The sequence below is a fragment of the Aeromonas sp. 1805 genome (genome assembly GCF_013085525.1).
Classification (GTDB): Bacteria; Pseudomonadota; Gammaproteobacteria; order Enterobacterales; family Aeromonadaceae; genus Aeromonas; species Aeromonas hydrophila.
Map to the genome: position 1 here is coordinate 589,996 of NZ_CP038515.1, position 22,071 is coordinate 612,066.

At 61.8% G+C, this 22,071-nt stretch carries 19 protein-coding genes, 12 tRNA genes and 1 riboswitch; of the genes, 11 read left to right on the forward strand and 20 right to left on the reverse strand.

Going from position 1 to position 22,071, the window contains the following annotated elements; all coding sequences use genetic code 11:
* Positions 1–125: 125 nt before the first annotated feature.
* Entirely contained in the window at positions 126–3,128 is a 3,003-nt protein-coding gene (locus tag E5E96_RS02665; protein ID WP_171283197.1) for a glycosyl hydrolase family 18 protein, read from the reverse strand.
* A 148-nt stretch (positions 3,129–3,276) separates the two neighbouring features.
* Positions 3,277–3,362: riboswitch (cyclic di-GMP riboswitch) on the reverse strand.
* Between the two features lie 296 nt (positions 3,363–3,658).
* On the opposite strand from E5E96_RS02665, the gene E5E96_RS02670 reads away from it, so the two are divergent.
* Positions 3,659–5,803: an ExeM/NucH family extracellular endonuclease gene (locus tag E5E96_RS02670; RefSeq protein ID WP_171281503.1), complete on the forward strand. Its 2,145-nt coding sequence runs from the start codon at positions 3,659–3,661 to the stop codon at positions 5,801–5,803.
* Between the two features lie 136 nt (positions 5,804–5,939).
* On the opposite strand, the gene E5E96_RS02675 is transcribed toward E5E96_RS02670, so the two are convergent.
* The 7 genes from E5E96_RS02675 to gltX form a co-directional block, all read right to left on the reverse strand.
* Positions 5,940–6,015, reverse strand: a tRNA-Ala gene (locus E5E96_RS02675).
* A 34-nt stretch (positions 6,016–6,049) separates the two neighbouring features.
* Positions 6,050–6,125: transfer RNA gene (locus E5E96_RS02680), tRNA-Ala, on the reverse strand.
* Positions 6,126–6,173: 48 nt separating this feature from the next.
* Positions 6,174–6,249 (reverse strand) — tRNA-Ala (locus E5E96_RS02685).
* 63 nt (positions 6,250–6,312) lie between these two features.
* A tRNA-Ala gene (locus E5E96_RS02690) sits at positions 6,313–6,388 on the reverse strand.
* Positions 6,389–6,416: 28 nt separating this feature from the next.
* Positions 6,417–6,492, reverse strand: a tRNA-Ala gene (locus E5E96_RS02695).
* Between the two features lie 237 nt (positions 6,493–6,729).
* A complete protein-coding gene (locus E5E96_RS22465; RefSeq protein ID WP_253264699.1) occupies positions 6,730–6,861 on the reverse strand; it encodes a glutamyl-tRNA synthetase in 132 nt (43 codons plus the stop codon).
* A 15-nt stretch (positions 6,862–6,876) separates the two neighbouring features.
* Entirely contained in the window at positions 6,877–8,292 is a 1,416-nt protein-coding gene (gltX, locus tag E5E96_RS02705; protein ID WP_171281504.1) for a glutamate--tRNA ligase, read from the reverse strand.
* Between the two features lie 260 nt (positions 8,293–8,552).
* Between gltX and E5E96_RS02710 the strand changes: the two genes are divergently transcribed.
* The 3 genes from E5E96_RS02710 to E5E96_RS02720 all read left to right on the forward strand — a co-directional run bounded on the left by E5E96_RS02710 (position 8,553) and on the right by E5E96_RS02720 (position 11,904).
* Positions 8,553–10,655 carry a methyl-accepting chemotaxis protein gene (locus E5E96_RS02710; RefSeq protein ID WP_026080472.1) on the forward strand — a complete coding sequence of 701 codons (2,103 nt, stop codon included), beginning with the start codon at positions 8,553–8,555 and terminating at the stop codon, positions 10,653–10,655.
* A 98-nt stretch (positions 10,656–10,753) separates the two neighbouring features.
* Positions 10,754–11,422: a LysM-like peptidoglycan-binding domain-containing protein gene (locus E5E96_RS02715; protein ID WP_024943508.1), complete on the forward strand. Its 669-nt coding sequence runs from the start codon at positions 10,754–10,756 to the stop codon at positions 11,420–11,422.
* Positions 11,423–11,694: 272 nt separating this feature from the next.
* Positions 11,695–11,904, forward strand: coding sequence for a cold-shock protein (locus E5E96_RS02720; RefSeq protein ID WP_011707209.1), 210 nt, complete (start codon positions 11,695–11,697; stop codon positions 11,902–11,904).
* A gap of 283 nt (positions 11,905–12,187) precedes the next feature.
* Here E5E96_RS02720 and E5E96_RS02725 read toward each other — a convergent pair.
* The 8 genes from E5E96_RS02725 to orn form a co-directional block, all read right to left on the reverse strand.
* Positions 12,188–12,263: transfer RNA gene (locus E5E96_RS02725), tRNA-Gly, on the reverse strand.
* Between the two features lie 24 nt (positions 12,264–12,287).
* Positions 12,288–12,363, reverse strand: a tRNA-Gly gene (locus tag E5E96_RS02730).
* Between the two features lie 24 nt (positions 12,364–12,387).
* A tRNA-Gly gene (locus E5E96_RS02735) sits at positions 12,388–12,463 on the reverse strand.
* A 24-nt stretch (positions 12,464–12,487) separates the two neighbouring features.
* A tRNA-Gly gene (locus E5E96_RS02740) sits at positions 12,488–12,563 on the reverse strand.
* A gap of 24 nt (positions 12,564–12,587) precedes the next feature.
* Positions 12,588–12,663 (reverse strand) — tRNA-Gly (locus E5E96_RS02745).
* 33 nt (positions 12,664–12,696) lie between these two features.
* Positions 12,697–12,772 (reverse strand) — tRNA-Gly (locus E5E96_RS02750).
* 25 nt (positions 12,773–12,797) lie between these two features.
* Positions 12,798–12,873, reverse strand: a tRNA-Gly gene (locus E5E96_RS02755).
* A 177-nt stretch (positions 12,874–13,050) separates the two neighbouring features.
* Positions 13,051–13,596 (reverse strand): oligoribonuclease, encoded by a 546-nt coding sequence (gene orn, locus E5E96_RS02760; RefSeq protein ID WP_044800684.1) that lies wholly within the window; start codon positions 13,594–13,596, stop codon positions 13,051–13,053.
* 91 nt (positions 13,597–13,687) lie between these two features.
* Here orn and rsgA point away from each other — a divergent pair, with 91 nt between their 5' ends.
* The 5 genes from rsgA to E5E96_RS02785 are packed head-to-tail and all read left to right on the forward strand — an operon-like array spanning position 13,688 to position 16,528.
* On the forward strand, positions 13,688–14,722 hold the full coding sequence (gene rsgA / locus E5E96_RS02765) for a small ribosomal subunit biogenesis GTPase RsgA (protein ID WP_039215125.1): 1,035 nt from the start codon (positions 13,688–13,690) through the stop codon (positions 14,720–14,722).
* A 28-nt stretch (positions 14,723–14,750) separates the two neighbouring features.
* Positions 14,751–15,623: an archaetidylserine decarboxylase gene (asd, locus tag E5E96_RS02770; RefSeq protein ID WP_017410933.1), complete on the forward strand. Its 873-nt coding sequence runs from the start codon at positions 14,751–14,753 to the stop codon at positions 15,621–15,623.
* Complete coding sequence (locus tag E5E96_RS02775) at positions 15,620–15,871, forward strand: VF530 family DNA-binding protein (RefSeq protein ID WP_041217797.1); 252 nt, start codon at positions 15,620–15,622, stop codon at positions 15,869–15,871. The genes asd and E5E96_RS02775 overlap by 4 nt, the downstream gene beginning before the upstream one ends.
* A gap of 4 nt (positions 15,872–15,875) precedes the next feature.
* Positions 15,876–16,127, forward strand: a complete 252-nt coding sequence (locus E5E96_RS02780) for a DUF2960 domain-containing protein (protein ID WP_011707214.1) — start codon at positions 15,876–15,878, stop codon at positions 16,125–16,127.
* 2 nt (positions 16,128–16,129) lie between these two features.
* Positions 16,130–16,528, forward strand: coding sequence for a hypothetical protein (locus E5E96_RS02785; protein WP_171281505.1), 399 nt, complete (start codon positions 16,130–16,132; stop codon positions 16,526–16,528).
* Positions 16,529–16,640: 112 nt separating this feature from the next.
* Here E5E96_RS02785 and rclC read toward each other — a convergent pair whose 3' ends face one another.
* A complete protein-coding gene (rclC, locus tag E5E96_RS02790; protein ID WP_367396511.1) occupies positions 16,641–17,222 on the reverse strand; it encodes a reactive chlorine resistance membrane protein RclC in 582 nt (193 codons plus the stop codon).
* Between the two features lie 29 nt (positions 17,223–17,251).
* Positions 17,252–17,581, reverse strand: a complete 330-nt coding sequence (locus E5E96_RS02795) for a carboxymuconolactone decarboxylase family protein (protein WP_024945875.1) — start codon at positions 17,579–17,581, stop codon at positions 17,252–17,254.
* Positions 17,582–17,694: 113 nt separating this feature from the next.
* On the opposite strand from E5E96_RS02795, the gene E5E96_RS02800 reads away from it, so the two are divergent.
* Positions 17,695–18,612 carry an AraC family transcriptional regulator gene (locus E5E96_RS02800; protein WP_171281506.1) on the forward strand — a complete coding sequence of 306 codons (918 nt, stop codon included), beginning with the start codon at positions 17,695–17,697 and terminating at the stop codon, positions 18,610–18,612.
* Between the two features lie 60 nt (positions 18,613–18,672).
* On the opposite strand, the gene E5E96_RS02805 is transcribed toward E5E96_RS02800, so the two are convergent.
* Positions 18,673–19,167 (reverse strand): hypothetical protein, encoded by a 495-nt coding sequence (locus E5E96_RS02805; RefSeq protein WP_017410927.1) that lies wholly within the window; start codon positions 19,165–19,167, stop codon positions 18,673–18,675.
* Between the two features lie 171 nt (positions 19,168–19,338).
* Between E5E96_RS02805 and E5E96_RS02810 the strand changes: the two genes are divergently transcribed.
* Positions 19,339–21,312, forward strand: a complete 1,974-nt coding sequence (locus E5E96_RS02810; protein ID WP_171281507.1) for a bifunctional diguanylate cyclase/phosphodiesterase — start codon at positions 19,339–19,341, stop codon at positions 21,310–21,312.
* Positions 21,313–21,379: 67 nt separating this feature from the next.
* Here E5E96_RS02810 and rraB read toward each other — a convergent pair whose 3' ends face one another.
* The gene (gene rraB, locus E5E96_RS02815) at positions 21,380–21,727 is read right to left on the reverse strand and encodes a ribonuclease E inhibitor RraB (RefSeq protein WP_076360509.1); all 348 of its coding nucleotides are present in this window, start codon (positions 21,725–21,727) and stop codon (positions 21,380–21,382) included.
* Between the last annotated feature and the right edge of the window lie 344 nt (positions 21,728–22,071).

A 22,071-nucleotide genomic window follows, 5' to 3' on the forward strand; every position in this document is an offset into this window, starting at 1 on the left:
TCTTTTTTATGACTCTGCCTTTATTATCCCGCCATAAAAAAATCCGGAGCCTGGGCTCCGGATTGGGTCATTGCCTTGCGAGAGGACAGGCTGAGTACCGGCCTGCCTCTGAAACGGCCATCAGTTCAGTAGCTGCATACCAGTTTCCAGCTGCCATCGCCCGCCTTGGGCTCGCTGCTGGTCCACCAGTTGGCCTGCCACACCGCCTTGTTGTTGGTCATCCGGTCACCGCCGTTGGCGTGATCCCCCTGCGGCCAGGTCGGATAGGCCTTGTAGGCGGCCGGGTTGACGTTCTGGCTGCTGCAGGTGGCGCCGCCCGGGTTCTCACCGCCACCACTGCTGCCCAATACGGCCTCCGGCAGGGTCGGGAACTCGGCCTTGAGGCCGGCGGTCTGGGTGCCGCTGATGATGCGGATACCGCTCGGCACACCGGCGGCTGGCAGATAGTAGGTCATCGCCACTTCCACGTCGCTGCCCGGTGCCCACGCCTTCCAGGTCGGCAGCGTAAAGGCCGCCTTGTGGAAGTCCTTCTCGCCCGCGATGCCGTCGGAGTTCTGGTTGCCGCCGCTCTCCACCACTTTCAGCCCCATCCCGCTCTGGTCGGTGATGGTGTCGGAGGTGGAGGTGGGCACCAGGAACTCGATGCGAGTACCGCCAGGAATGGTCTGGGTCGAGTTGTTGGTGAGCTTCAGGGTCGGGTTGATCGGGTAGTTGGAATCCCCCTCCTTGAAGCCGGAGAGGCTCACCGCGATGTCGAGCTGGGTGGTTGGCGCCGCCAGATCGTTCTGCTTGGTGTTGTACTTGGCTGCCTTGGCAAACTTCTCGTAGGCGAGCGTGGTCAGCGTGCTGCCCATGCCGTACTCGTTCTTGGCCGGATCGAAGGCGTAGTCACCCGCCATCTCCCAGAACATGACCCCGCCCAGGCCCCGCTTGACGATGTAGTCGAGCTTGTGGCCCATGGACTCTTCATCTTCGGTGGAGAGGAACACCTTCTTCTCTTCGTTCCACAGCCAGGGCGCCTGCGCCTTGTCATCGTAGTAACGCACGTACTTGCCCTGCATCACGTGAGCCGGGTTGTTGGGATCCAGACCCCAGGCCTGGCCGTAGCTCGGCATGGTGGTGATACCCAGGCTGGCGGCGTTCTCCAGGTTCTTGGCATGCCACATGGGCACGGCGCCACCACCGATCTCCTTGCCGTTCTTGTCGAGATCATGCCAGATGTTGTCGATGCCGACCGCCCCGTTGCCGCACGGAATGGTGCTGCCACCGGTACCCGGCTGACAATCGCTCTGGCTCGGCAGGGCTGCCTTGCCGGCAAGGCCGTGGGTGCCACCGCTGACCCCTTGCCAGCCGCGGGTGTAGTAAGGCACACCCACGTTGATCTTGCCGGCCGCCAGGGCGCCACGGAAGTAGTGGGCAGACCAGGCCGCGTTGAGGTAGCCGATGCCGCCAAACTGGCTCTGGGTATAGACGCCCCAGTGGGCGAGTTCGGCATCCGCCTTGTTGTCGAACAGGGCGGCGTTGTGACCGACGAAGTTGTTCCAGGCGCCGTGGAAGTCGTAGGTCATCAGGTTGACGTAGTCGAGGTACTGGGTGACCTGGAAGTTCTCCATGCCGCGCAGCAGGTAGGCCGAGGCCGGCGAGGCGATGGTCAGCATGTACTTGCGGCCATCCTCGCTGCCGGCGCTGTCGAGCTTGCTGCGCAAGGTCTGCATCAGCACCTTGTAGTTGGCAAACAGCTTGCCGCGGCACTGGTTGGAGAGCGGGAAGTCATTGGGGTTGCCCGCATCCTTCATGGAGGTGGGGTATTCGTAGTCGACGTCGACCCCGTCAAAGCCGTACTGACGGATGAAGCTCACCGCCGAGTTGGCAAAGGCGTTGATGCCGTCGCTGTTGACCGAGCAGTCACCCTTGGTGGTGGCGGTATAGAAGCCACGGGTATCGGCCCAGCCCCCCACCGAGATCAGGGTCTTCACGTCCGGATACTGCTTCTTGTACTTCGACAGCAGGTTGAAGTGACCCTTGTAGGTAAACTCCGGATCCATCTCGGCACCCGGCACGCCGTCCCAGGTCATCTTGGTCGCCGAGTCGTCCACCTTGATGGTGTGGCTCTGCTCATCCACCGCTGCGAAGGCATAGTTGATGTGGGTGATCTTGTCCCAGGGGATGTCGCTCACCAGATAGGAGGGCAGACCGTTCTTGCCGGTACGCCAGGAGGTGAAGTAGCCGATGACCCGACGGGCATGGTCATCCCCCATGCACTCGTAGCCGTCCGGGCGGTAGATCTGGCGAATGTCGCAGGAGAGGTTGCCGCCGGTGGGCGGTAGGGCCGCCTCTTCCACCTGTACGTCGACCTGGCTCGATTCGCCGCTCAGGTTCTCCTTGTCGGTCGCCACCAGCTTGAGGCCGGCCAGCCCCTTGCTCTGGGGCGTCCAGTTCACCTGCCAGGGGGCACTGGTGTCTTCGCCCACTTTCTTGCCATCAACGAACAGCTCGACCTTGGCGACGTCGTTGTTGGCATCGGTGACGTTGCCGCTCACCGCCACGCTGCGACCCAGGGTCACCTTGGCGCCGCTGGCCGGGCTGCTGATGCTCACCTTGGGCGCCTCTGGCGCCACCACGGCGGCGACGTTGAAGCTCGAATCCGCCTCGCTCAGCACCTTGCCATCTTTATCCAGTGCCCGAGCCTTGAGGGCGTGGGCGCCGACACCGGCGGCACTCCAGCTGCCGTTCCAGGGCGAGGCGCTCGCCGTGGCCACCAGCTTGCCGTCGATGAGGTATTCCACCCTAACCAGCGCCGTCACCGGGCCGCTCAGGGTCACCGCCAGCGCAACGCTGGCCCCCTCGTTGAAACTGGCGCCGGCAGCCGGCGAGCTGACGGCTACGCCGAGTGCTGGGGGTGGCACGTCCCCACCATAGAGTTTCCAGGCATCGGCCCAGACCACACCCACCCCGGGGGCGTAGTGATAGGGCGAAGCCCCGCACCAGCCGGAGTAGGGAAATTCTTTGCACTCATAGAGATTGCCGACGTTGCTGACGATGTCGCCGGCCTTGTAGGCGGTACCGGCCTGATAGGCAGGATAGGCGGCCTGTGCCCAGGCGGGCATGGCAGCCAAAGCCACCAGCATGGCAAGCCTGCTGGGCCTTAGGGTCTGTTGCATATTGTTATCTTCCTTGTTTTGTCTTGGCATTGGTCACCAAGGCAAAGAACAAGCGCAACCTGCGTGATGGGCGCAGACAACTGGCAATGGACCTGCCACAAACGTCACCCTCACCCTGGGAAGCCACGCTATCTGGATCGCGCGATCTGAAGACCGGAGGCATTGCGTCCCGGCATCTCGACCGGTTTGCCCTTTACCTGGGTTCCGTGAGGAACAAGCCGAGTATAGGAATCAACCAGCCGAGTCTCAATCTTCATTCTCGAGGAAAAATATGTGGATGCCAGCCAGATCACATTTTCACTGATGTGACGAAATAACTGTTTTGTCATTAATTTCATACTGTTAGCCAAGTCAAAAAAACCGGCATTGCCCTCATTTGTATCCCCGTAATGTGCGTTGGCTCACTGGTATGACATGCCAGAAATGTGACAATGCGCGCCCTTGGCCAATGCGCCAAGGCTATGGAAACACTGGCAAAAAATAAAAAAGGAACAGTTATGAAAGGAACACGTACCCTGCTGTCGCTGGCCGTGGGGCTTGCGCTCGCCTCCCCGTCCGTCTATGCCGCCGGCTTCAGCTGCCCGGCCGACAGCGCCCTCACCCCGATCCCGGTCATTCAGGGCAGCGGCGACAAGAGCCCGCTCATTCCCGCCGACAAGTTCGAAAGCCCCCAGAGCGTCACGGTCAAGGCGGTGGTCTCTGGCCTTGGCGAGAGCCTCAACAAGGGGTTCTACCTGCTGGATGTGCAGGGCGACGGCAACCCCCAGACCTCGGACGGCATCTTCGTCTTCCTGAACGACAAGAACTTCGCCAGCAAGTACCCGGACATCAAGCCGGGTGCCGAAGTCTGCCTGGAGGCCAAGGTCGAGGAGTATTACAACCACACCCAGCTCAAGCCGGTGTTTGACAGCGGTACCCCGCGCCTGCAGGTCGTCGCCCAGGGGGCGGTCCCGGCCGCCATCCCGCTGCGGGTGCTGGAAAACGAGACCCTGGCCCGGGCGCTGGAGCGCCACGAAGGGATGCGGGTACGGCTCGATGCCGACAGCGCGCTCAAAATCAGCCGCAACTTCAGCTATGACTACGCCGCCCGGCGCAACAACCTGGTGCTCTCCCACCAGGCGCCGCTGATGAAACCGACCCAGCTGCACGACGCCGACAGCAAGGCCGCCAAGGCGCTGGCCAAGGCCAACGCCGGCAACCGGGTGTTCCTCGAGTCGGACTTCAAGGCCGCCGACGGCAAACTGCCCTGGCTGCCGGCCTGGGAGCCGGAGCAGGGTTACCTGCGCATCGGCGACGCCCCGGTCAATCTGGACGCCATGGTGGGCTACAGCTACAACGAGTACCGGCTGATCGTGCCGCAAGATCAGGTGATCACCGCCGGCGATCTGCTGCGCACCAGCGACAACGACCGCCAGAGCGCCCCGGCCCGTGCCGACGGCACCGATCTGCGCGTCGGCAGCTTCAACGTGCTCAACTACTTCACCAGCCACTCCAGCGTGGGCGGTGCCCTCAACGTGCTGTGCAAGGATCAGGCGGATGCGGACAGCGCCAAGGGCTGCAACCGCGGCGCCAAGAACCTGGAAGATTTCCAGAAACAGCGCGCCAAGATCGTCAATGCCATCACCGAGATGGATGCCGACCTGCTCGGCCTGATGGAGATGGAGAACAACGGCTTTGACAGCCACTCCGCCATCAGCGACCTGGTACAGGCCCTCAACGCCCAGCAGAAAGAGGCGGGCAAGCAGTACGCCTTCGTCACCCTGCCCAAGGCGCTGCTGCAGGACGAGCACTACTTCGGTGGCGACGCCATCATGGTGGCCATGATCTACCGGCCGGCCAAGCTGGCTCCGCAAGGGGACGCCAACGTCATCACCCTGCCGGTGCAGAAATACCTGGATGCCAAAGGGGTCGAGAAACAGGCCTCCCAGCGTGACTCCCTGGTGCAGACCTTCACCGTCGAGGGCAGCAAGGATCCGCTGACCCTGGTGGTCAACCACCTGAAGTCCAAGGGCTCAGGCTGCCTGGAAAACCTGGACGGCAAGGAGCCGGCCGACCTGCAGGGCAAGTGCACCGAGTTCCGGGTCAGTGCCGCCAAGGTGCTGGGCGACGCGGTGAGCAAGCTGCCCGGTCAGGTGCTGCTGGTGGGCGACTTCAACTCCTACGCCCGGGAAGATGCGATCCGGGTGCTGACCGACTATGTGCCGACCGACGGCCAGCGCAAGATTGTCTCCGCCTCCCAGACCTTCCTCGGCGACCAGGTCTTTGAGCAGACCGGCAGCGAAGTGGCCAAGAGCTACGGCCTGGTGGACATGAACGTCAAGTTCAACAAGGAGAAGGCCATCTCCTACAGCTACGAGGCCGAGCTCGGCACCCTAGACTATGCCCTCGCCAACCCGGCGCTGGCCGGCAAGGTGATCGCCGTGGCCGACTGGCACATCAACTCGTTCGAGAGCAACCTGTTCGAGTACGGCCGGGACTTCACCGGCGATATGATCAAATCTGACAACCCGTTCAGCGCCTCCGACCACGACCCCATCATCGTCGACCTCAAGCTGAAAGAGGAGAGCAACGGCGGTGGCGGTGCCATGGGCGCCCTGCTGCTGGCACTGCTGCCGCTGGCCTGGCGCCGTCGCCACGGCTGATGACTCATCGCCATCAAACCAAAAGCCCGCAGCGATGCGGGCTTTTTTATGGGCCGGCCGGCATAACCGGTGTGCCGAGCGAAAAACAAAAAGGCCACCGCAGTGCGGTGGCCTTTTCTACTTTCATTACGAAAGATGGTGGAGCTACGCGGGATCGAACCGCGGACCTCTTGCATGCCATGCAAGCGCTCTCCCAGCTGAGCTATAACCCCGATGTGTGTGAGTAACGTTGAGTCACTCTGAATTTGGTGGAGCTACGCGGGATCGAACCGCGGACCTCTTGCATGCCATGCAAGCGCTCTCCCAGCTGAGCTATAACCCCAAATTCGGCACTGAACGAATGGTTCTGGCGGCCATTCATCCTCAATAATGGTGGAGCTACGCGGGATCGAACCGCGGACCTCTTGCATGCCATGCAAGCGCTCTCCCAGCTGAGCTATAACCCCACAAAGGTCGGCCTGGGTGATACACACCGCACTGCCCTGGGTACTTCATTTCAATCAGGAACCTGGTGGAGCTACGCGGGATCGAACCGCGGACCTCTTGCATGCCATGCAAGCGCTCTCCCAGCTGAGCTATAACCCCTTGGATTCCAGATTGTTCGAGGAGAATTTGGTGGAGCTACGCGGGATCGAACCGCGGACCTCTTGCATGCCATGCAAGCGCTCTCCCAGCTGAGCTATAACCCCAACTCACCTCGGCGCTACCAAAGTTATCTCCGGCAACGGAGGCGCATGATAGGCACCGACCGCTTTGCTGTCAACCCAAAAATAGCGCCTATTCGCGCGTTTAGTCAAAATTCAAGCAGTTAGCCGATTTAACCGGCAATGACACAGCTATCTCGCTGTTTTATGTCACAAAACCGGCCTTTGGCCAAAAACAAAGGGCCCCCGTACGGGAGCCCTTTCTCAAGCGTTGACTGGCGCTTACTCGGCGGCCATGCGCGCTTCGATATATGCCAGGGCGCGGTCGATGCGGGCCAGTACTCGCTCCTTGCCCACCAGCGCCATCACGGCGTCGATGGCGGGAGGGAGATTACCCCAGACCGCTGACGGCAATGTGCGACGGCAAGCTTACTCGGCAGCCATGCGTGCTTCGATGTACGCCAGGGCGCGGTCGATGCGGGCCAGTACCCGCTCCTTGCCCACCAGCGCCATCACGGCGTCGATGGCGGGGGACTGACCGAGACCGGTGACCGCCACACGCAGCGGCATGCCGACCTTGCCCATGCCCTGACCCAGCTCGGCGGCGGTCGCTTCAATCAGCTCGTGCAGCGCTTCGGTGGTCCAGCTATCCAGGGCAGCCAGCTTGGCCTTGGCCAGGGTCAGCGGCTCGGCAGCCACGCCGCGCAGATGCTTCTTGGCAGCCGCTTCGTCGATGGCCTCAAAATCTTCGAACAGGTAGCGGCTCTGGGCAGCCATCTCGACCAGGGTGTTGCAGCGCTCGGCCAGCAGGGTCACCACCTCTGGCAGTGACGGGCCCTTGCTGGTATCGATCTTCTGGTCGGCCATGTGCCAGGCCAGATGCTTGGCCACATAGACCGGATCCAGGCTGCGCATGTAGTGGTTGTTCAGCCACAGCAGCTTGTCGGTGTTGAAGGCGGAGGCAGACTTGGAGATGGCATCCAGGCTGAACAGCTTGATCATCTCTTCCAGGCTGAAGATCTCCTGATCGCCGTGGGACCAGCCCAGACGCACCAGATAGTTCAGCAGCGCTTCCGGCAGGTAACCGTCATCGCGGTACTGCATCACGGAGACCGCACCGTGGCGCTTGGAGAGCTTGGCGCCGTCGTCACCCAGGATCATGGAGACGTGGGCAAACTCCGGCACCGGCGCGTTCAGCGCCTTGTAGATGTTGATCTGGCGCGGGGTGTTGTTGATGTGGTCTTCGCCACGCACCACGTGGGTGATCTCCATGTCCCAGTCATCGACCACTACGCAGAAGTTGTAGGTCGGCGCGCCGTCGGTACGGCGGATGATCAGATCATCCAGCTCGGTGTTGGCGAACTCGATGCGGCCACGGACGTGGTCATCGAACACCACGGAGCCTTCGGTCGGGTTGCGGAAGCGAATCACGTGCGGCGCATCGGCCGGGTGATCGTGGGCGTGATCGCGGCACTTGCCGTCATAGCGGGGCTTCTCGCCGTTGGCCATCTGGCCTTCGCGCAGCGCTTCCAGCCGCTCCTTGGAGCAGTAGCACTTGTAGGCACGGCCGTCAGCCAGCATCTCGTCGATCAGCCCGTTGTAGCGATCGAAGCGCTTGGTCTGGTAGTAGGGGCCCTCATCCCAGTTCAGCTCCAGCCATTCCATGCCCTCAATGATGGCGTCGATCGCCTCCTGAGTGGAACGTTCCAGGTCGGTATCCTCGATACGCAGCACGAACTCACCGCCCTGGTTCTTTGCAAACAACCAGGAATAGAGTGCGGTACGGGCACCGCCGACATGCAAAAAGCCGGTCGGGCTGGGAGCAAAACGGGTTTTGACTTTCATCTTTAAGCCTTGTGTAGAGGGCCTTGGGCCAATTCGTTAAAAAAACCGTCGCATTTTAGCACCGACAATGACGGATGGGAAAACCATGCAGCCGCAGCGGGCAAAAGTAGGGGGTTGCACAGGCGTCCCAGCCGCTTGCCGCCTGATATTTGAAGGGGATCGCAAAACAAAATCCCGGTTTCCGTTTTGCTATGACAAGTGTTGGAGAGCTGCCTCCTCCGGCCGATATCCAAATAACGCTCACCAACAAGGAAGAGACGATGCAGTTCCGTTCTATCCAGAATCGCATTCTGGTGATGGCCGGGATCGCCATGACCGCCGCCCTGGTCATCCTGATCCTGCTCAACCAGTACTCGGGTCAACAGACCCAGAAGCTGACCATCAGCTCCAGCCGCGCCGCCCTGCAGCAGGAGGCATGGCAGAAGGTCAGCGCCAACGCCCGTGCCGAGGCCGCCACCATCACCCAGTTGCTGCAAAAAGGGCTCTCCTATACCCAGCAGATGGCCAGTGCCCTCGCCCTGCAGCAGGAGGGCAAGCTACCGCTAGATCGCCAGCAGGCCACCGACCTGCTCAAGGCCCAGCTCGCCCTCGAACCCCAGCTCTACGGTGCCTTCGCCGGCTTCGAACCCAACGGCTTCGACGGCCAGGATGCCAGCTTCGCCGGCCAGACGGCGCTGGGCAGTGACAGCAAGGGGCGCTTCGTACCCTATTTCTATCGCGACAAGGAGAGCATAGGCACCGACCTGCTGCTCTCCATCGAGAAGAGCGATCCGGATGAATTCGGCAATCCGGCCAACGACTACTACGCCTGCCCGAAACGGGAGGGACGCTCCTGCCTGATCGACCCCTTCAAGGTGGACATCAACGGCCAGCAGGTGCTGGTGAGCACCATCACCACCCCCATCATGGTGGGCGGCCAGTTCAAGGGGATCGCCGCGCTCGATCTGGCGGTGGACTCCATCAGCCGTCAGGCCCAGTCCCTCAACAGCAACATCTATGACGGCAAGGGCGAGACCCTGATCGTCAGCGCCGCCGGCGTCATCACCGGCACCAGCGGTGATGCCAGCCTGCTCGGCAGCCGCGCCGACAAGCTGCTTGGCAACGGCTGGCAGCAGTACCTCAAACCCGAGGTTCAGCGCCAGGAGCTCGACGATGCGTTTCGTATCTCGGTACCCATCGCGGTGCCGGGCATGAGCCGCAACTGGGCCATCATCGTCACCCTGCCCTACAAGGTGGTGCTGGCCGGGGCCGACCAGCTGGAAGCCCAGCTGAGCGACATGAACCGGGCCGCCATGACCCAGCAACTGGTGGGCGCCGTCGTCGTGCTGGTGCTGGCGCTGGCCACCATGCTGGTCATTGCCCGCAGCATCACCGGCCCCATCCGCCAGATGGTCAGCCTGGTGGATGACATCGCCGATGGCGAGGGGGATCTCACCAAGCGGCTCAATACCCAGTCCCGCGATGAATTGGGGGATCTGGCCAAGGGCATCAACCGCTTCATCGACAAGCTGCAGGTGCTGCTGGGGGATGTGCTCAAGACCGCCAGCGAGGTCAACCGTCACGCCGGCGACACGGATCGCATCGCCGGCCAGACCGACACCAACCTGCAGCACCACCAGGCGGAGATGGAGCAGATGCTGACCGCGGTGCAAGAGATGTCCTACGTCAGCCAGGAGGTGGCGACCCACGCCAACAACACCGCCGACTCGGCCAAGCAGGCCCAGGGGGCGGCGGATCAGGGCAAGGTCCGCTTCCAGCAGGTGATCCAGTCGATGCACAAGGTGGCCGCCGAGGCCGGCAAGGGTGCCGAGGTGGTCGAGGGGCTGGCCCACGACAGCGAGCAGATCACCAGCATCCTCACCGTCATTCAGGGGATCGCCGATCAGACCAACCTGCTGGCGCTCAACGCCGCCATCGAGGCGGCCCGGGCCGGCGAGCAGGGCCGCGGCTTTGCGGTGGTGGCCGACGAGGTACGCAAGCTGGCGGGCAACACCCAGCAGGCGGTGCAGAATACCCAGGAGCTGATCGAGAAGATCCGCCACAGCTCGGCCAACGCGGTCAATGCCATCAACCAGAGCCAGCAGCTGACCCATCAGGCGGTGGGCGAGGCGGATCTGGCGGAAGAGGCGCTCGGCAGCATCTATCAGGCCATCTCCACCATCAACGACATGACCTACCAGATCGCCTCCGCCGCCGAAGAGCAGAGCTCGGTTTCCGAGACCGTCTCCGGCAACCTGTCAAAAACCAACGCACTGGCCAACGATATCGCACTGGATGCGACCGAAACGGCCAAAGCCAGTCAGGCGTTGCGCCAGGCGGCCGAGCGTTTACAGCAATTACTGGGACAATTTCGTCTCAGCTGATAATTTTCCACCTCAGGACTCTCCCCCTCGGGGGCGAGTCCGTTTACCATAGGCACGAATTTGCCTGATGGCAGGCAATGTAGTGAGAGGTAAATGCCGTGCCCACCCCGGACCGTCGCCCCCGTGGCCACAACAGACGAGCCCAGCAGCGTCGCCAAGACGAATCACAAGGATCCCTGCTCCATCGTATCAATGCCGCCACCCTGCCCCTGCGCCAACGCATCGGCCAGGGCATGAGCGGGCTTGGCCAACGCGGCCAGGAAGCCAAAACAGGCAAGTTCAAGCTGGCCAGCCCGCTGCCGCGCAAGCACACCATAGGGCTGCTGATCCTGATCCCGCTCTGGTTGCTGGTGCTGGCCTGGGAGCCGGCAGTCCCCGCGCCCAAAGCCGCGCCGTCCGGTTCGCTGGCGGTCCCCATCGCCGTACCGGCGCAGGCCCTCACCGTCGGCAATGGCGCCACAGGCAGTGCACCGGCCGCTGCCAAACCGGTCGAAGAGAAGGTGGATGGCACCTGGCTGCAGCACGACGTGCAAGCCGGCGAGACCCTCTACTCCATCTTCCGCAAGTTCGAGCTGCCGGGCGCCGAGCTGAGCCGCCTGATCGCCATCGAAGGGCCTGATCGGCCGCTGACCCGCCTGCAATCGGGGCGGGCCGTGTTCATCCTGATCGATGACACCCGCCGCATCCAGCGGGTCGAGATCCGCTCCTACGGTCAGGCCATCTACCGCTACGACCGACAGGGTGAAGGATTCGCCCTCAAGGAATGAAACAACGGGAGGCCTGGTGCCTCCCGTTTTTTTGACCTGAATCCATGAAATAAGCCGCTGAGTTCACAATATTTTTAGCTTGCTCAAAAAATGAAAAGTGCCAAATTGACAAGGGATCGCGCTCACGTACAATCGTTTGTGCTTTAGACAGGGATTGTTCTACATGCTACTGGGACAAATTGACGTGGTCAGTCATGCTTCAACCCCTGATTTCTAGGCAAATGCTGCCCAACAAGGCTTAGTTTCATTTTGTTATAGATAGGACTTACCACATGTCTGACATTCGCACCGGCCAAGTAAAATGGTTCAATGAGACCAAGGGTTTTGGCTTCATCGAGCAATCCCAGGGACCGGACGTTTTCGTTCACTTCTCCTCCATCCAGAGCGCCGGTTTCAAGACCCTGGCTGAAGGTCAAAAAGTCCAGTTCACTGTGACCCAGGGCAAAAAAGGCCCTCAGGCTGAGAACGTTACCCTGCTCTAAGCCACGCCAGTGAGCCTGTAGGAGGAGCCATCGGCCCTCCTATTTTTTTGCCCGCCGTTCCCCCTTCCCCGCCACGGCAATAAACCTGCCCGCAGCAACAACAACTTTCCCAACGGCAATCATAGGCTTGCCTATAACCACAGCCCTCCCCAGCACCTGTGTACCACGCGGGTACAGAAGACATGGGCCTGATCTGGCTAAACGCCGGATACGGCAAATCATCGCGGCGCGATGTGATGGGCAATTCAAATTGGGGGGAGATATTGAAGAAATTAAGAGAGATTGGAGCGGGAAACGAGACTCGAACTCGCGACCCCGACCTTGGCAAGGTCGTGCTCTACCAACTGAGCTATTCCCGCAACAGGATGTCATCTGCAAGTGATTGGAGCGGGAAACGAGACTCGAACTCGCGACCCCGACCTTGGCAAGGTCGTGCTCTACCAACTGAGCTATTCCCGCAACGGAATGTCACTTACAAATTTTTGGAGCGGGAAACGAGACTCGAACTCGCGACCCCGACCTTGGCAAGGTCGTGCTCTACCAACTGAGCTATTCCCGCAACAGGATGTCATCTGCAAGTGATTGGAGCGGGAAACGAGACTCGAACTCGCGACCCCGACCTTGGCAAGGTCGTGCTCTACCAACTGAGCTATTCCCGCATCGGAATATCACTTACAAATTTTTGGAGCGGGAAACGAGACTCGAACTCGCGACCCCGACCTTGGCAAGGTCGTGCTCTACCAACTGAGCTATTCCCGCAACATTAGATTGTCTTGAGGCTGTGCTGATGATTGGAGCGGGAAACGAGACTCGAACTCGCGACCCCGACCTTGGCAAGGTCGTGCTCTACCAACTGAGCTATTCCCGCATCGGAACGTCATCAGCAAACTTTTTGGAGCGGGAAACGAGACTCGAACTCGCGACCCCGACCTTGGCAAGGTCGTGCTCTACCAACTGAGCTATTCCCGCAACTACCTTAAAACGGCCGTACAGCATTTGGTTGCTTGCGCTACTGTACGGGAGCCGAATTATAAGAGCAGACATTCCAATTGCAAGGGCTTTTTTGTCTGGTTGCGCGCGTTCGCTCAAAAGCTGGTCGAACTGTCGATTTTAGCAACCGGGAGAGCACAAGCCCTTGCCGCAGACTCAGATCTTGAAGACGTGGCTGCGGTAAAACTGCAGTTCGGCAATGGATTCGCGGATGTCGTCCAGCGCCTGATGGGTACCGCTCTTCTTGAACTGGTCCAGCAGCGCCGGCTGCCAGCGGCGTACCAGCTCCTTGATGGTGCTGACGTCGACGTTGCGATAGTGGAAGAAGGCTTCCAGCTCGCTCATGTGCTTGACCATGAAGCGGCGATCCTGACCGATGCTGTTGCCGCACAGCGGGCTGGTGCGCTCCGGCACCCACTGGCGAATGAACTCGAGGGTCTCGGCGACGGCTTTCGCCTCATCATGCTGGCTCGCCTTGACCCGGGCCACCAGACCGCTGTTGGTATGGGTGTTGACGTTCCAGTCGTCCATCTTGCCCAGCTCTTCATCGCTCTGGTGAATGGCGATGACCGGCCCCTCGGCCAGCACGTTCAGGTCCTTGTCGGTGACGATGGTGGCGATCTCCAGTACCACATTCTGCTCGGGGTCCAGACCCGTCATCTCCATGTCGATCCATACCAGGTTCTGCGCGCTGACTGTCATGATTGCTCTCTCTATTGGGAGGAATGGCGGAATTTTGCCAATTTGCATGTATCATACTGGCTTTGGATCTGTTCATAAACTGGCGAATCGAGTGGCAAAGAAAGCAAAACTCAATCTGGGTCAACAAAGGCGCGTCCAGGCCAACCGCGAGCGGCGGCTGCAGAAAGAGCACACCACGGTCGTGGATGACACCCTGTTTGGCCCGGCCATCGAAGGGGTGGTGATCAGCCGTTTTGGTCAGCACGCAGATGTCGAGGCAAGCGATGGTGCCATCCACCGCAGCAACCTGCGGCGCAGCAGCATCAGCAGCCTGGTGTGCGGCGACAAGGTGGTGTGGCGTCCCGGCCTCAATGCCGCGACTGCCGGCGTCATCGAGGCGGTGCATCCGCGTCACTCGGTGCTGACCCGGCCGGACTTCTACGACGGGGTCAAACCCATCGCCGCCAACATCGACCAGATCATCATCGTCTCGGCGGTGATGCCCGAGTTCTCCACCAACATCGTCGACCGCTATCTGGTGGCCGCCGAGGATGTGGAGATCCGCCCCCTGATCGTGCTGAACAAGGTCGACATGCTCGATGACGCGGCCCGTGCCCGTATCGAGCGCCAGCTCGAAACCTACCGCAAGCTCGGTTACGAGGTGTTGCTGGTAAGCTGCGAGAGCGGCGAAGGGCTCGATGAGCTGAAAGCCGCCCTGACCGACAAGATCAGCATCTTCGTCGGCCAGTCCGGGGTCGGCAAGTCGTCCCTCACCAATGCCCTGATGCCGGGGCTGGATGTGCTCACCGGCGAGATCTCCGAGAACTCGGGGCTCGGCCAGCACACCACCACCACGGCGCGGCTCTATCACTTCCCGAGCGGTGGCGATCTCATCGACTCCCCGGGGATCCGCGAGTTCGCCCTCTGGCATCTGGAAGCCGACCGCATCACCTGGTGCTTCGTCGAGTTTCGCGACTATCTGGGTGGCTGCAAGTTCCGCGACTGCACCCACAAGGACGATCCCGGCTGCGCCCTGCGGGCCGCCGTCGACAGTGGCGCCATCAGCGCCGATCGCTTCCACAACTATCACCGCATCCTGGAAACCATGCAGGAAGCCCGTCACGGTCGCCAACAGGCGCGCCTGTGACCCTATTCAACCTACCTTGATGATGAACATGAGCATTACTGACAACCTGAAAATTGCCGGTCAATATTGTCTGCCCAAACACGCCCTCTCCCGCCTGGTCGGCAAACTTGCGGCTGCCGAAGCAGGCAACCTCACCACCAGGGTGATCGAGGCCTTTATCAAGCAGTACCAGGTCGACATGAGCGAGGCGCTGCACGAGAGTCCGGCCCACTACAAGAGCTTCAACGAATTCTTCACCCGCGAACTCAAGCCGGGGATCCGCCCCCTGGTCGAGGATGCCATGACCCTGGCGCTGCCGGTGGATGGCACCGTCAGCCAGCTCGGCCCGATCCAGCAGGGTCGCATCATCCAGGCCAAGGGCCACGACTACAGCGCCCGTGAGCTGCTGGGCGGTTATGAGGATCTGGTGGCGCCGTTCAAGGATGGCGACTTCGCCACCATCTACCTGGCGCCCAAGGATTACCACCGCATCCACATGCCGCTGGATGGCGTGCTGGAGAGCATGGTGTTCGTGCCGGGGGATCTCTTCTCCGTCAACCCGCTCACCGCCGAGAACGTGCCCAACCTGTTTGCCCGCAATGAGCGGGTGGTGGCCACCTTCCGCACCCCGCACGGCCCCATGGCGCTGGTGCTGGTCGGTGCCACTATCGTGGCCAGCATCGAGACCATCTGGGCCGGCAACATTGCGCCGACCAAAGAGAAGCGCGTCGTGCGCTGGGACTACAGCGGCGACGAAGCCATCACCCTGCAAAAAGGTGCCGAGATGGGCCTGTTCAAACTGGGCAGTACCGTGGTCTGCCTGTTTGGCCCGGGCATGCTGGCCGGTTTCGAGCCCCATCTGGCCAACGGGGTCACCACCCGCATGGGTCAGCCCTTTGCCAAGCTGGCGGCGCAGGCATGAGCGAACAGCCCGCCTCCTCGCAGAAGAACAACCCGCTGCACGGGCTGACGCTGGAAGCCATCGTCACCGCGCTGGTCGAATACTATGGCTGGGAAGAGCTGGGACAGCAGATCAATATCCGTTGCTTCACCGATAATCCCAGCATCAAGTCCAGCCTGAAGTTCTTGCGCAAGACCCCCTGGGCCAGAGAGAAGGTCGAGAGCCTCTATCTATATGTCCAGCGCAAGCAGGCCAAATCAAAGGAATAACGCCATGGCGTTCAAGATTACCTACACCTACGGCAAAAAAACCAAAGAGATTGGCTACGCCAACGACAAATTCAACAGCATCTACGATGCCATTGCCGCTGCCGAGGGGATCAACCTGGCCAGCTTCCACGCCATGGAAGAGCAGCTGGCCCAGGTGTGCCGGCGCGACAAGAAGAGCGTGAAGGATTACCGGGAGAACTACTTCAAGGAGCTGGGCTTCTCCAACATCGTCATCGAGCGGGACGCCAAGGAGTAAGCATGCGCACCCTGACCCTGATGGCCGCCTCCCTGCTGCTGGCGGCCTGCAGTACCCCGGAACAACATCTGGTTGGCAGTGATCGCGACAGCCACGGCTGCATCGGCAGTGCGGGCTATCAGTGGTCGGCGCTGACCAAGCAGTGCGTGCGGCTGTTCGAGCAGGGCATCCGGCTCAATCCGACCGATGCCGGCCAGACCAGCAGCGCCTTCGTGCTGTTCAACGCCGATCAGAGCCAGGCCGAGCTGACCCTGCCAAGCGGCGAGCAGCACCTGCTCACCCGCCAGGGGGCGGAAGGCAACTGGTCGTGGCAAGGCGGCGGCTACACCCTCTTCCCCTGGAAGGGCTATGTGCTCAAAGCCGGCGAGCAGACGCTGTTTCACGGCGACGTCGCCCGCTAACGCGGCAATCTTCTGCAAGCCCCCAGCCCCGCCGGGGGCTTTTTTATGCATGCCTCGCGCCCCATAAAAAAGCCGCACCCGAGAGGGTGCGGCAAACGGCAGGCAGGGTCACTCATCCACGTCTGGCCAGCAGGGTCCTGGCCGAATCCACCATGGCGATATAACCACACGCCAGCATCATGATGTCCTTCAGCACCAGCCGCCCCGCTCCCGACAAATAGGGGAAACCGTGGTGGGCATCGCCCAGCGCCGGCACCCAGGTTTCCGGCGTGAACACCAGAAAGCTGAAGGTCACGAAGGGGGTCAGAAACGCCATCAAGGCCCCGATCAATCCCAGCAGGGGAAAGCGGAAATTGGCCAGGATCAGCAGGGCGAACACCAGTTCCACCACGCCCAGGCCATGGGAGTAGCCATAGGTGTTGTTCTGCTCGTGCCAGGCCCGGTTTTCCGGCACCAGCTCCCCCTCGTGATTGAGGTGCTGACGATACTGGTCCGGATGTTCATAGAAGAACGACATGAAGGGGCTGTTGGCCACGAAAGGGGTGATGCTGTCCGCCTCGTAGGGGATGAACTTCAAGAGCCCGATCCAGATGAACACGACCCCGACGGCAATGCGACAGAGGGTCGCGCCCAGACGATCACCCCCGCGAGCACGGTCAGCAAGCGATTGAATATCAACATCCTTACTCCTCAGGGGCCGGCCGCAGCCGGCCCCGCACGGCCTCAACGATCGATGGCATCCAGCACCCGGGCGGAATAGACCATGGCGGCTCCGGCATTCATGGCAACGGCGACGCCCAGTGCATCGGCGATCTCCGCCCGGCTGGCCCCCTGCTTGAGGGCGGCATCGGCATGGACGGCGATGCAGCCATCGCAGCGGGTCGTGACGGCCACCGCCAGCGAGATGAGCTCGCGGGTCTTGCCATCGAGCACGCCGCTCTTGCTGCCGGCGGATGACAGCTGCTGATAGCCCTTGAGGGTATCCGGGCTCAGAGTGCCCAGCTCCATGACGCGGCCCATCAACTGTTTACGGTATTGATCCCAGTCTTGCATCTTGACTCTCCGGTTTGGCAGAACAGGCCCCTGCCTGCTCGATGAAGCCAGTATTGCATCGAGGAGTGAGTCGTTTAATACTTTAAAGACGCAAATAACCGTCAAATAGAATCATGAACCAGATAGACCAGCTGATCAGTCAGGCCGGCATCCAGGGCACGTTCGACGTGCGCTGCCTCTATCGCGGCGGTTTCAGACTGCCCCATGAGCAGAGCCCGGCCGGGGTGATGCCGTTTCACCTGCTGATGAAAGGAGAGATCCGGGTCAGCACGGCGCAGGGCGATGACGTGGTCCTGCGGCCGGGCGATCTGCTGCTGCTGCCCGGTGGCGAGCCCCATACCATCTGGCGCGAAGGCGATACCCTGGCCCTGGCAGAGCCGGGCGACGGGCTGCTGCCGCTAAGGGGCGATGGCGGCGATCAGGTGGAGTTTCTGTGCGGCGAGTACCGCTATCAGGGGCCGCTGCGGCCGCTGTTGCTGGATGCCCTGCCCAGCCCGCTCTGCATCCCGCTGCTCGCCAGCGAGTCGCAACAGGCGCTGAGCCTGGTGCTCAGGCTGATCCACCAGGAGCTGCAGCGCGAGCAGCAGGGCTCGGGGGCGGTGCTGACGGCCCTCAGCCAGGTGCTGCTGGCCATGGGGCTGCGGGCCCATGCCAGCGATCCGCACGGGGCGCTCGGGCTGGTCGGCGCCCTGCAGGACCCCAGGCTGGGGCGCTCGTTGCAGGCCATGCTGGCCGACCCGGCCCACCCCTGGAACGTGGATGAACTGGCGGCGCGGGCCGCCATGTCCCGCGCCACCTTTTTTCGCCACTTTCGCCAACGGCTGGGCTGCAGCGTCTGGGAGTTCATGGTGCGGGTGCGGATGGTGCGGGCGGCCGAGCTGCTGCGCCACCCGGATCAGCTCCCCCTCGGCGAGGTCGCGCAGCGGGTCGGCTATCAGTCGGAGGCCTCCTTTGCCAAGGCATTCAAACAGTCGAGCGGGATGGCGCCTGGCCGCTTTCGCCAGCAGGGCTGGCCGGCCCTGCCCGGCTAGCGGGCCACAAACAAAAACCCCGTTGCAGGCAACGGGGTTTTTGCTGGCACTCGGCGCGACTTAATTGCCGAGGGTGGAGAACAGGCTCTGTTCCAGGCTGCCACGGGAGACGCACACCGGGGTGATGGAGGGTGCCAGCACCCGCTCGCCGGAGGACTCGACGAAGTAGAGCTGGGTGTTGCCCTTGACGTTGACGGTCGCCACGCTGTTGTTGCCGCTCTGGGTGATGATCAGGTTGATCTGCAGGTTGGGGTTGCCCAGTGCGACCTTTGAACCCATGGTACCGCAATCCAGCCACTCCAGACCGTCGGCCGAATTCTCGACGTTGGCGGTCATCAGGCCGGAGCCACGCTGGCTGTTCTCGATGTTAAGACCGTGATCGCCAAACCACTTCTCGGCACGGGCCCACACCAGATCCACCGGGATCTGCATCTCCTGGGTGTTGTTGGTCGCCTTGGCTACCGGCGGGGTATAGCGGTACTGTTCGCCGCCATTGTTATCGCTGGCACAACCGGCCATCAACAGGGCCAGTGCTACTCCCACAATCTTTTTCATGCTGCTTCTCTCATCCATATAATCCGGCCATCGGCCGACCGGCGGCTATTATGGCGTCAGCGACACAGACTGTCAGCAGGGATCGGCAGAAATGAGTCAGCCTTAACCCAAGCTTTACAAAACCAGCCTGCTATCATAGATTTGCTCGAAATTTCCCCCGTGAGTGTCTGTGTGAACTCCTTGCTCACCCTGCCCCTGCTGCAGCAGATCATCGACCAGCTACCCATGAATATCTTCTGCCGGGATACGGATGGGCGCTACCTGTTTGCCAACCGTGCCTTCACGGAGCAGGCGGGCCTGCCGCAACCGGCGGATCTCATCGGCAAGACCGATGCCGACATGCCCTGGGGCGACATCTTTCGGGAAGAGGATCTGCGCCTGCTGGCGGAGGGCAAACCGCTGCTCTATCAGCAGTTGCACTGCAGCAGCGGTGATGCCACCAGCTGGATGGAGATCCACAAGATCCCGCTCTACGATGTGCAAGGCAAACCGGTGGCCCTGTTCGGCATGGTCAATGAAATTGGCCAGCGCAAGGAGCTGGAGCAGACCTTTCGCCAGCAGCAACTGCTGCAACGCCGCCTGCTGGATGCCATCCCGGATCCGATCCGGCTGGAAGACCACCAGGGGCTGCTGATCGACTGCAACCAGGCCTTTCTCGACTTCATGGGCATGGTGGCGAGCGAGGCGCTCGGCCAGCGGGTCGCCCACCGTCTCTCCACCGAGCTGCCGATGGGGCGCGGTGAATACTGCCTGGTGGACGCCAACGGCCAGGGTCGCCATCTGGAAGTGACCCGGGTCGATGTGCCGGACGACGAGGGCAACTCCCTTGGTATCCTCACCCTGAGCCGCGACATCACCGGGCTGCGCACCACCCAGGCCCAGCTGCAGCAGGAGCAGCACTACGACAGCCTAACCGGCCTGCTCAAGCTCTCCCACTTTCTGCAGACCAGCCGCCATCTCGGCGCCCGCAAGGCGAGCCTGGTGCTGGTCGATTTGCAGCACTTTCGCGAGATCAACGACCGCTTCGGCATCCGGGTCGCCGACCGGCTGCTCAATCAGGTGGCCCGCCGCCTGCAACAGCTGGCCCCGCCCCAGTCGCTGGTATGCCGGGTCGCCGCCGACGACTTTGCCATGCTGCTACCCGAACTGAGCGAGCCGCTGACCAGCTGGAGCCGCCGCCTGCAGGGGGCACTGATGGTACCCTACCAGGTGGAAGAGCACAGGATCCAGATCCCGGTGTTCCTCGGCATCGCCCACGGCAAGGCCAATGACGCCGAACGCCTGCTGAGCCACGCCGAAGCCGCGCTGGCCCAGGGCAAGCGCCAGCAGCAGCACTGCACCCTGTTCGATCCCGAACTCGATGCCAAGCTCAAGCGCCGCCAGCTGATCGCCGCCCAACTGCCGCTGGCCATCAAATCCGGCCAGCTGACCGCCGTCTACCAGCCCATCATCAGCACCCGCACCAGCCAGCTGCACGGGGCCGAGCTGCTCTGCCGCTGGCCCCACCCCGAGCTTGGCATGATCTCGCCGGACGAGTTCATCCCGCTGGCGGAGGAGCTGGGGCTCATCGGTCTGCTCGGCAGCCACATGCTGGAGCAGGGCTGTGCCCAGCTAGCCCGCTGGCAGGTGGCGGCGCCGGATCTGGTGCTCTCCATCAACCTGTCGCCGCTGCAATTTCGCGACCCCGAGCTCTGCCCGCAGATCTTCGCCTGCATCGAACGCCACGGGCTCGCCCCCTGGCAGCTGGAGCTGGAGATCACCGAAGGGGTGCTGATGGAGAATGCCGACGAGATTGAGAGCAACCTGGCCAACCTGATCGAGGCCGGCTTTCAGCTTGCCATCGACGACTTCGGCACCGGTTACTGCTCGCTGGCCTATCTGCCCAGGCTGCAGGTGGCCACCCTCAAGCTGGACCGCAGCTTCACCCAGGGGCTGGCCACCAACCAGGCGACCACCGCCATCGTGCGCTCCGTCATCGGGCTGGGCCACGAGCTCGGCATCAAGATCACCGCCGAAGGGGTGGAGACGCAGGAGCAGCAAACGTGGCTGGTGCAGGCCGGCTGCGATCGGCTGCAGGGCTACCTGTTCAGCCGCCCCCTGCCCCCCGCCGAGTTTGCCCGCAGCTACCAGCTGCCGGAGCAGTAAGCCAGCAACAACAAGGCCACCCGAGGGTGGCCTTGTTGTTTTTGCAACGCGTGCGTGAGCGGGTACCTTACTCCTGGAAGTAGGTGCCCCAACCGTCGTAATCCACGCCGTATTTTTCGAGGATGGGCAGCATCTTGGCGATGTCCGCGACTATGGTTTCGATGTCCAGCTTGCACTCGGTGGTGGCGTCGAAGCAGAAGATGGTGGCGCCGTCATCCAGCTCCATCTCTTCGGCATCGGTCACTTCGAAACCGGCCTTGAACAGGTCGACCGCCGCCTTCTCCAGCAGATCGAAATCCTGGCAGGCAAAGTGGTGCTCAATCTCGTATTCCAGATCCGGGTTGCTGCCATCGGCCAGCAACTCGTTGACGATGGCGGTGGTCTCTTCGCGCCACTCTTGCATATCAAGACTCATATTAACCCCAGATGCGACTGTGTTGGTATCAAATGCCCGCGCGGGCGAGCGCCGTAGCGGCTGTGCCCCTGCCCCGCAGGCATGGTTGCGGCAAAGCATACCCGCACAGCCACCTTGGCTCAATGCGGCAAGCCAAGATAAGCAGCTGGCGGCGGCCACCCCAAATGGGGTGCCATCACAAAAGGTTAATAAAGCGTAATCTTTTGCCGGGAATGAATTGCTCCATATGGAGCTTCAGAGAGACACGGGAAAACCGCACAACCCCCGCAACAAGCCGTTTTAAATCAGCAGGATCCACCAGCATCGCCCCGGTGACAAAGGCCATGGACGAGGTGTATCAAGGG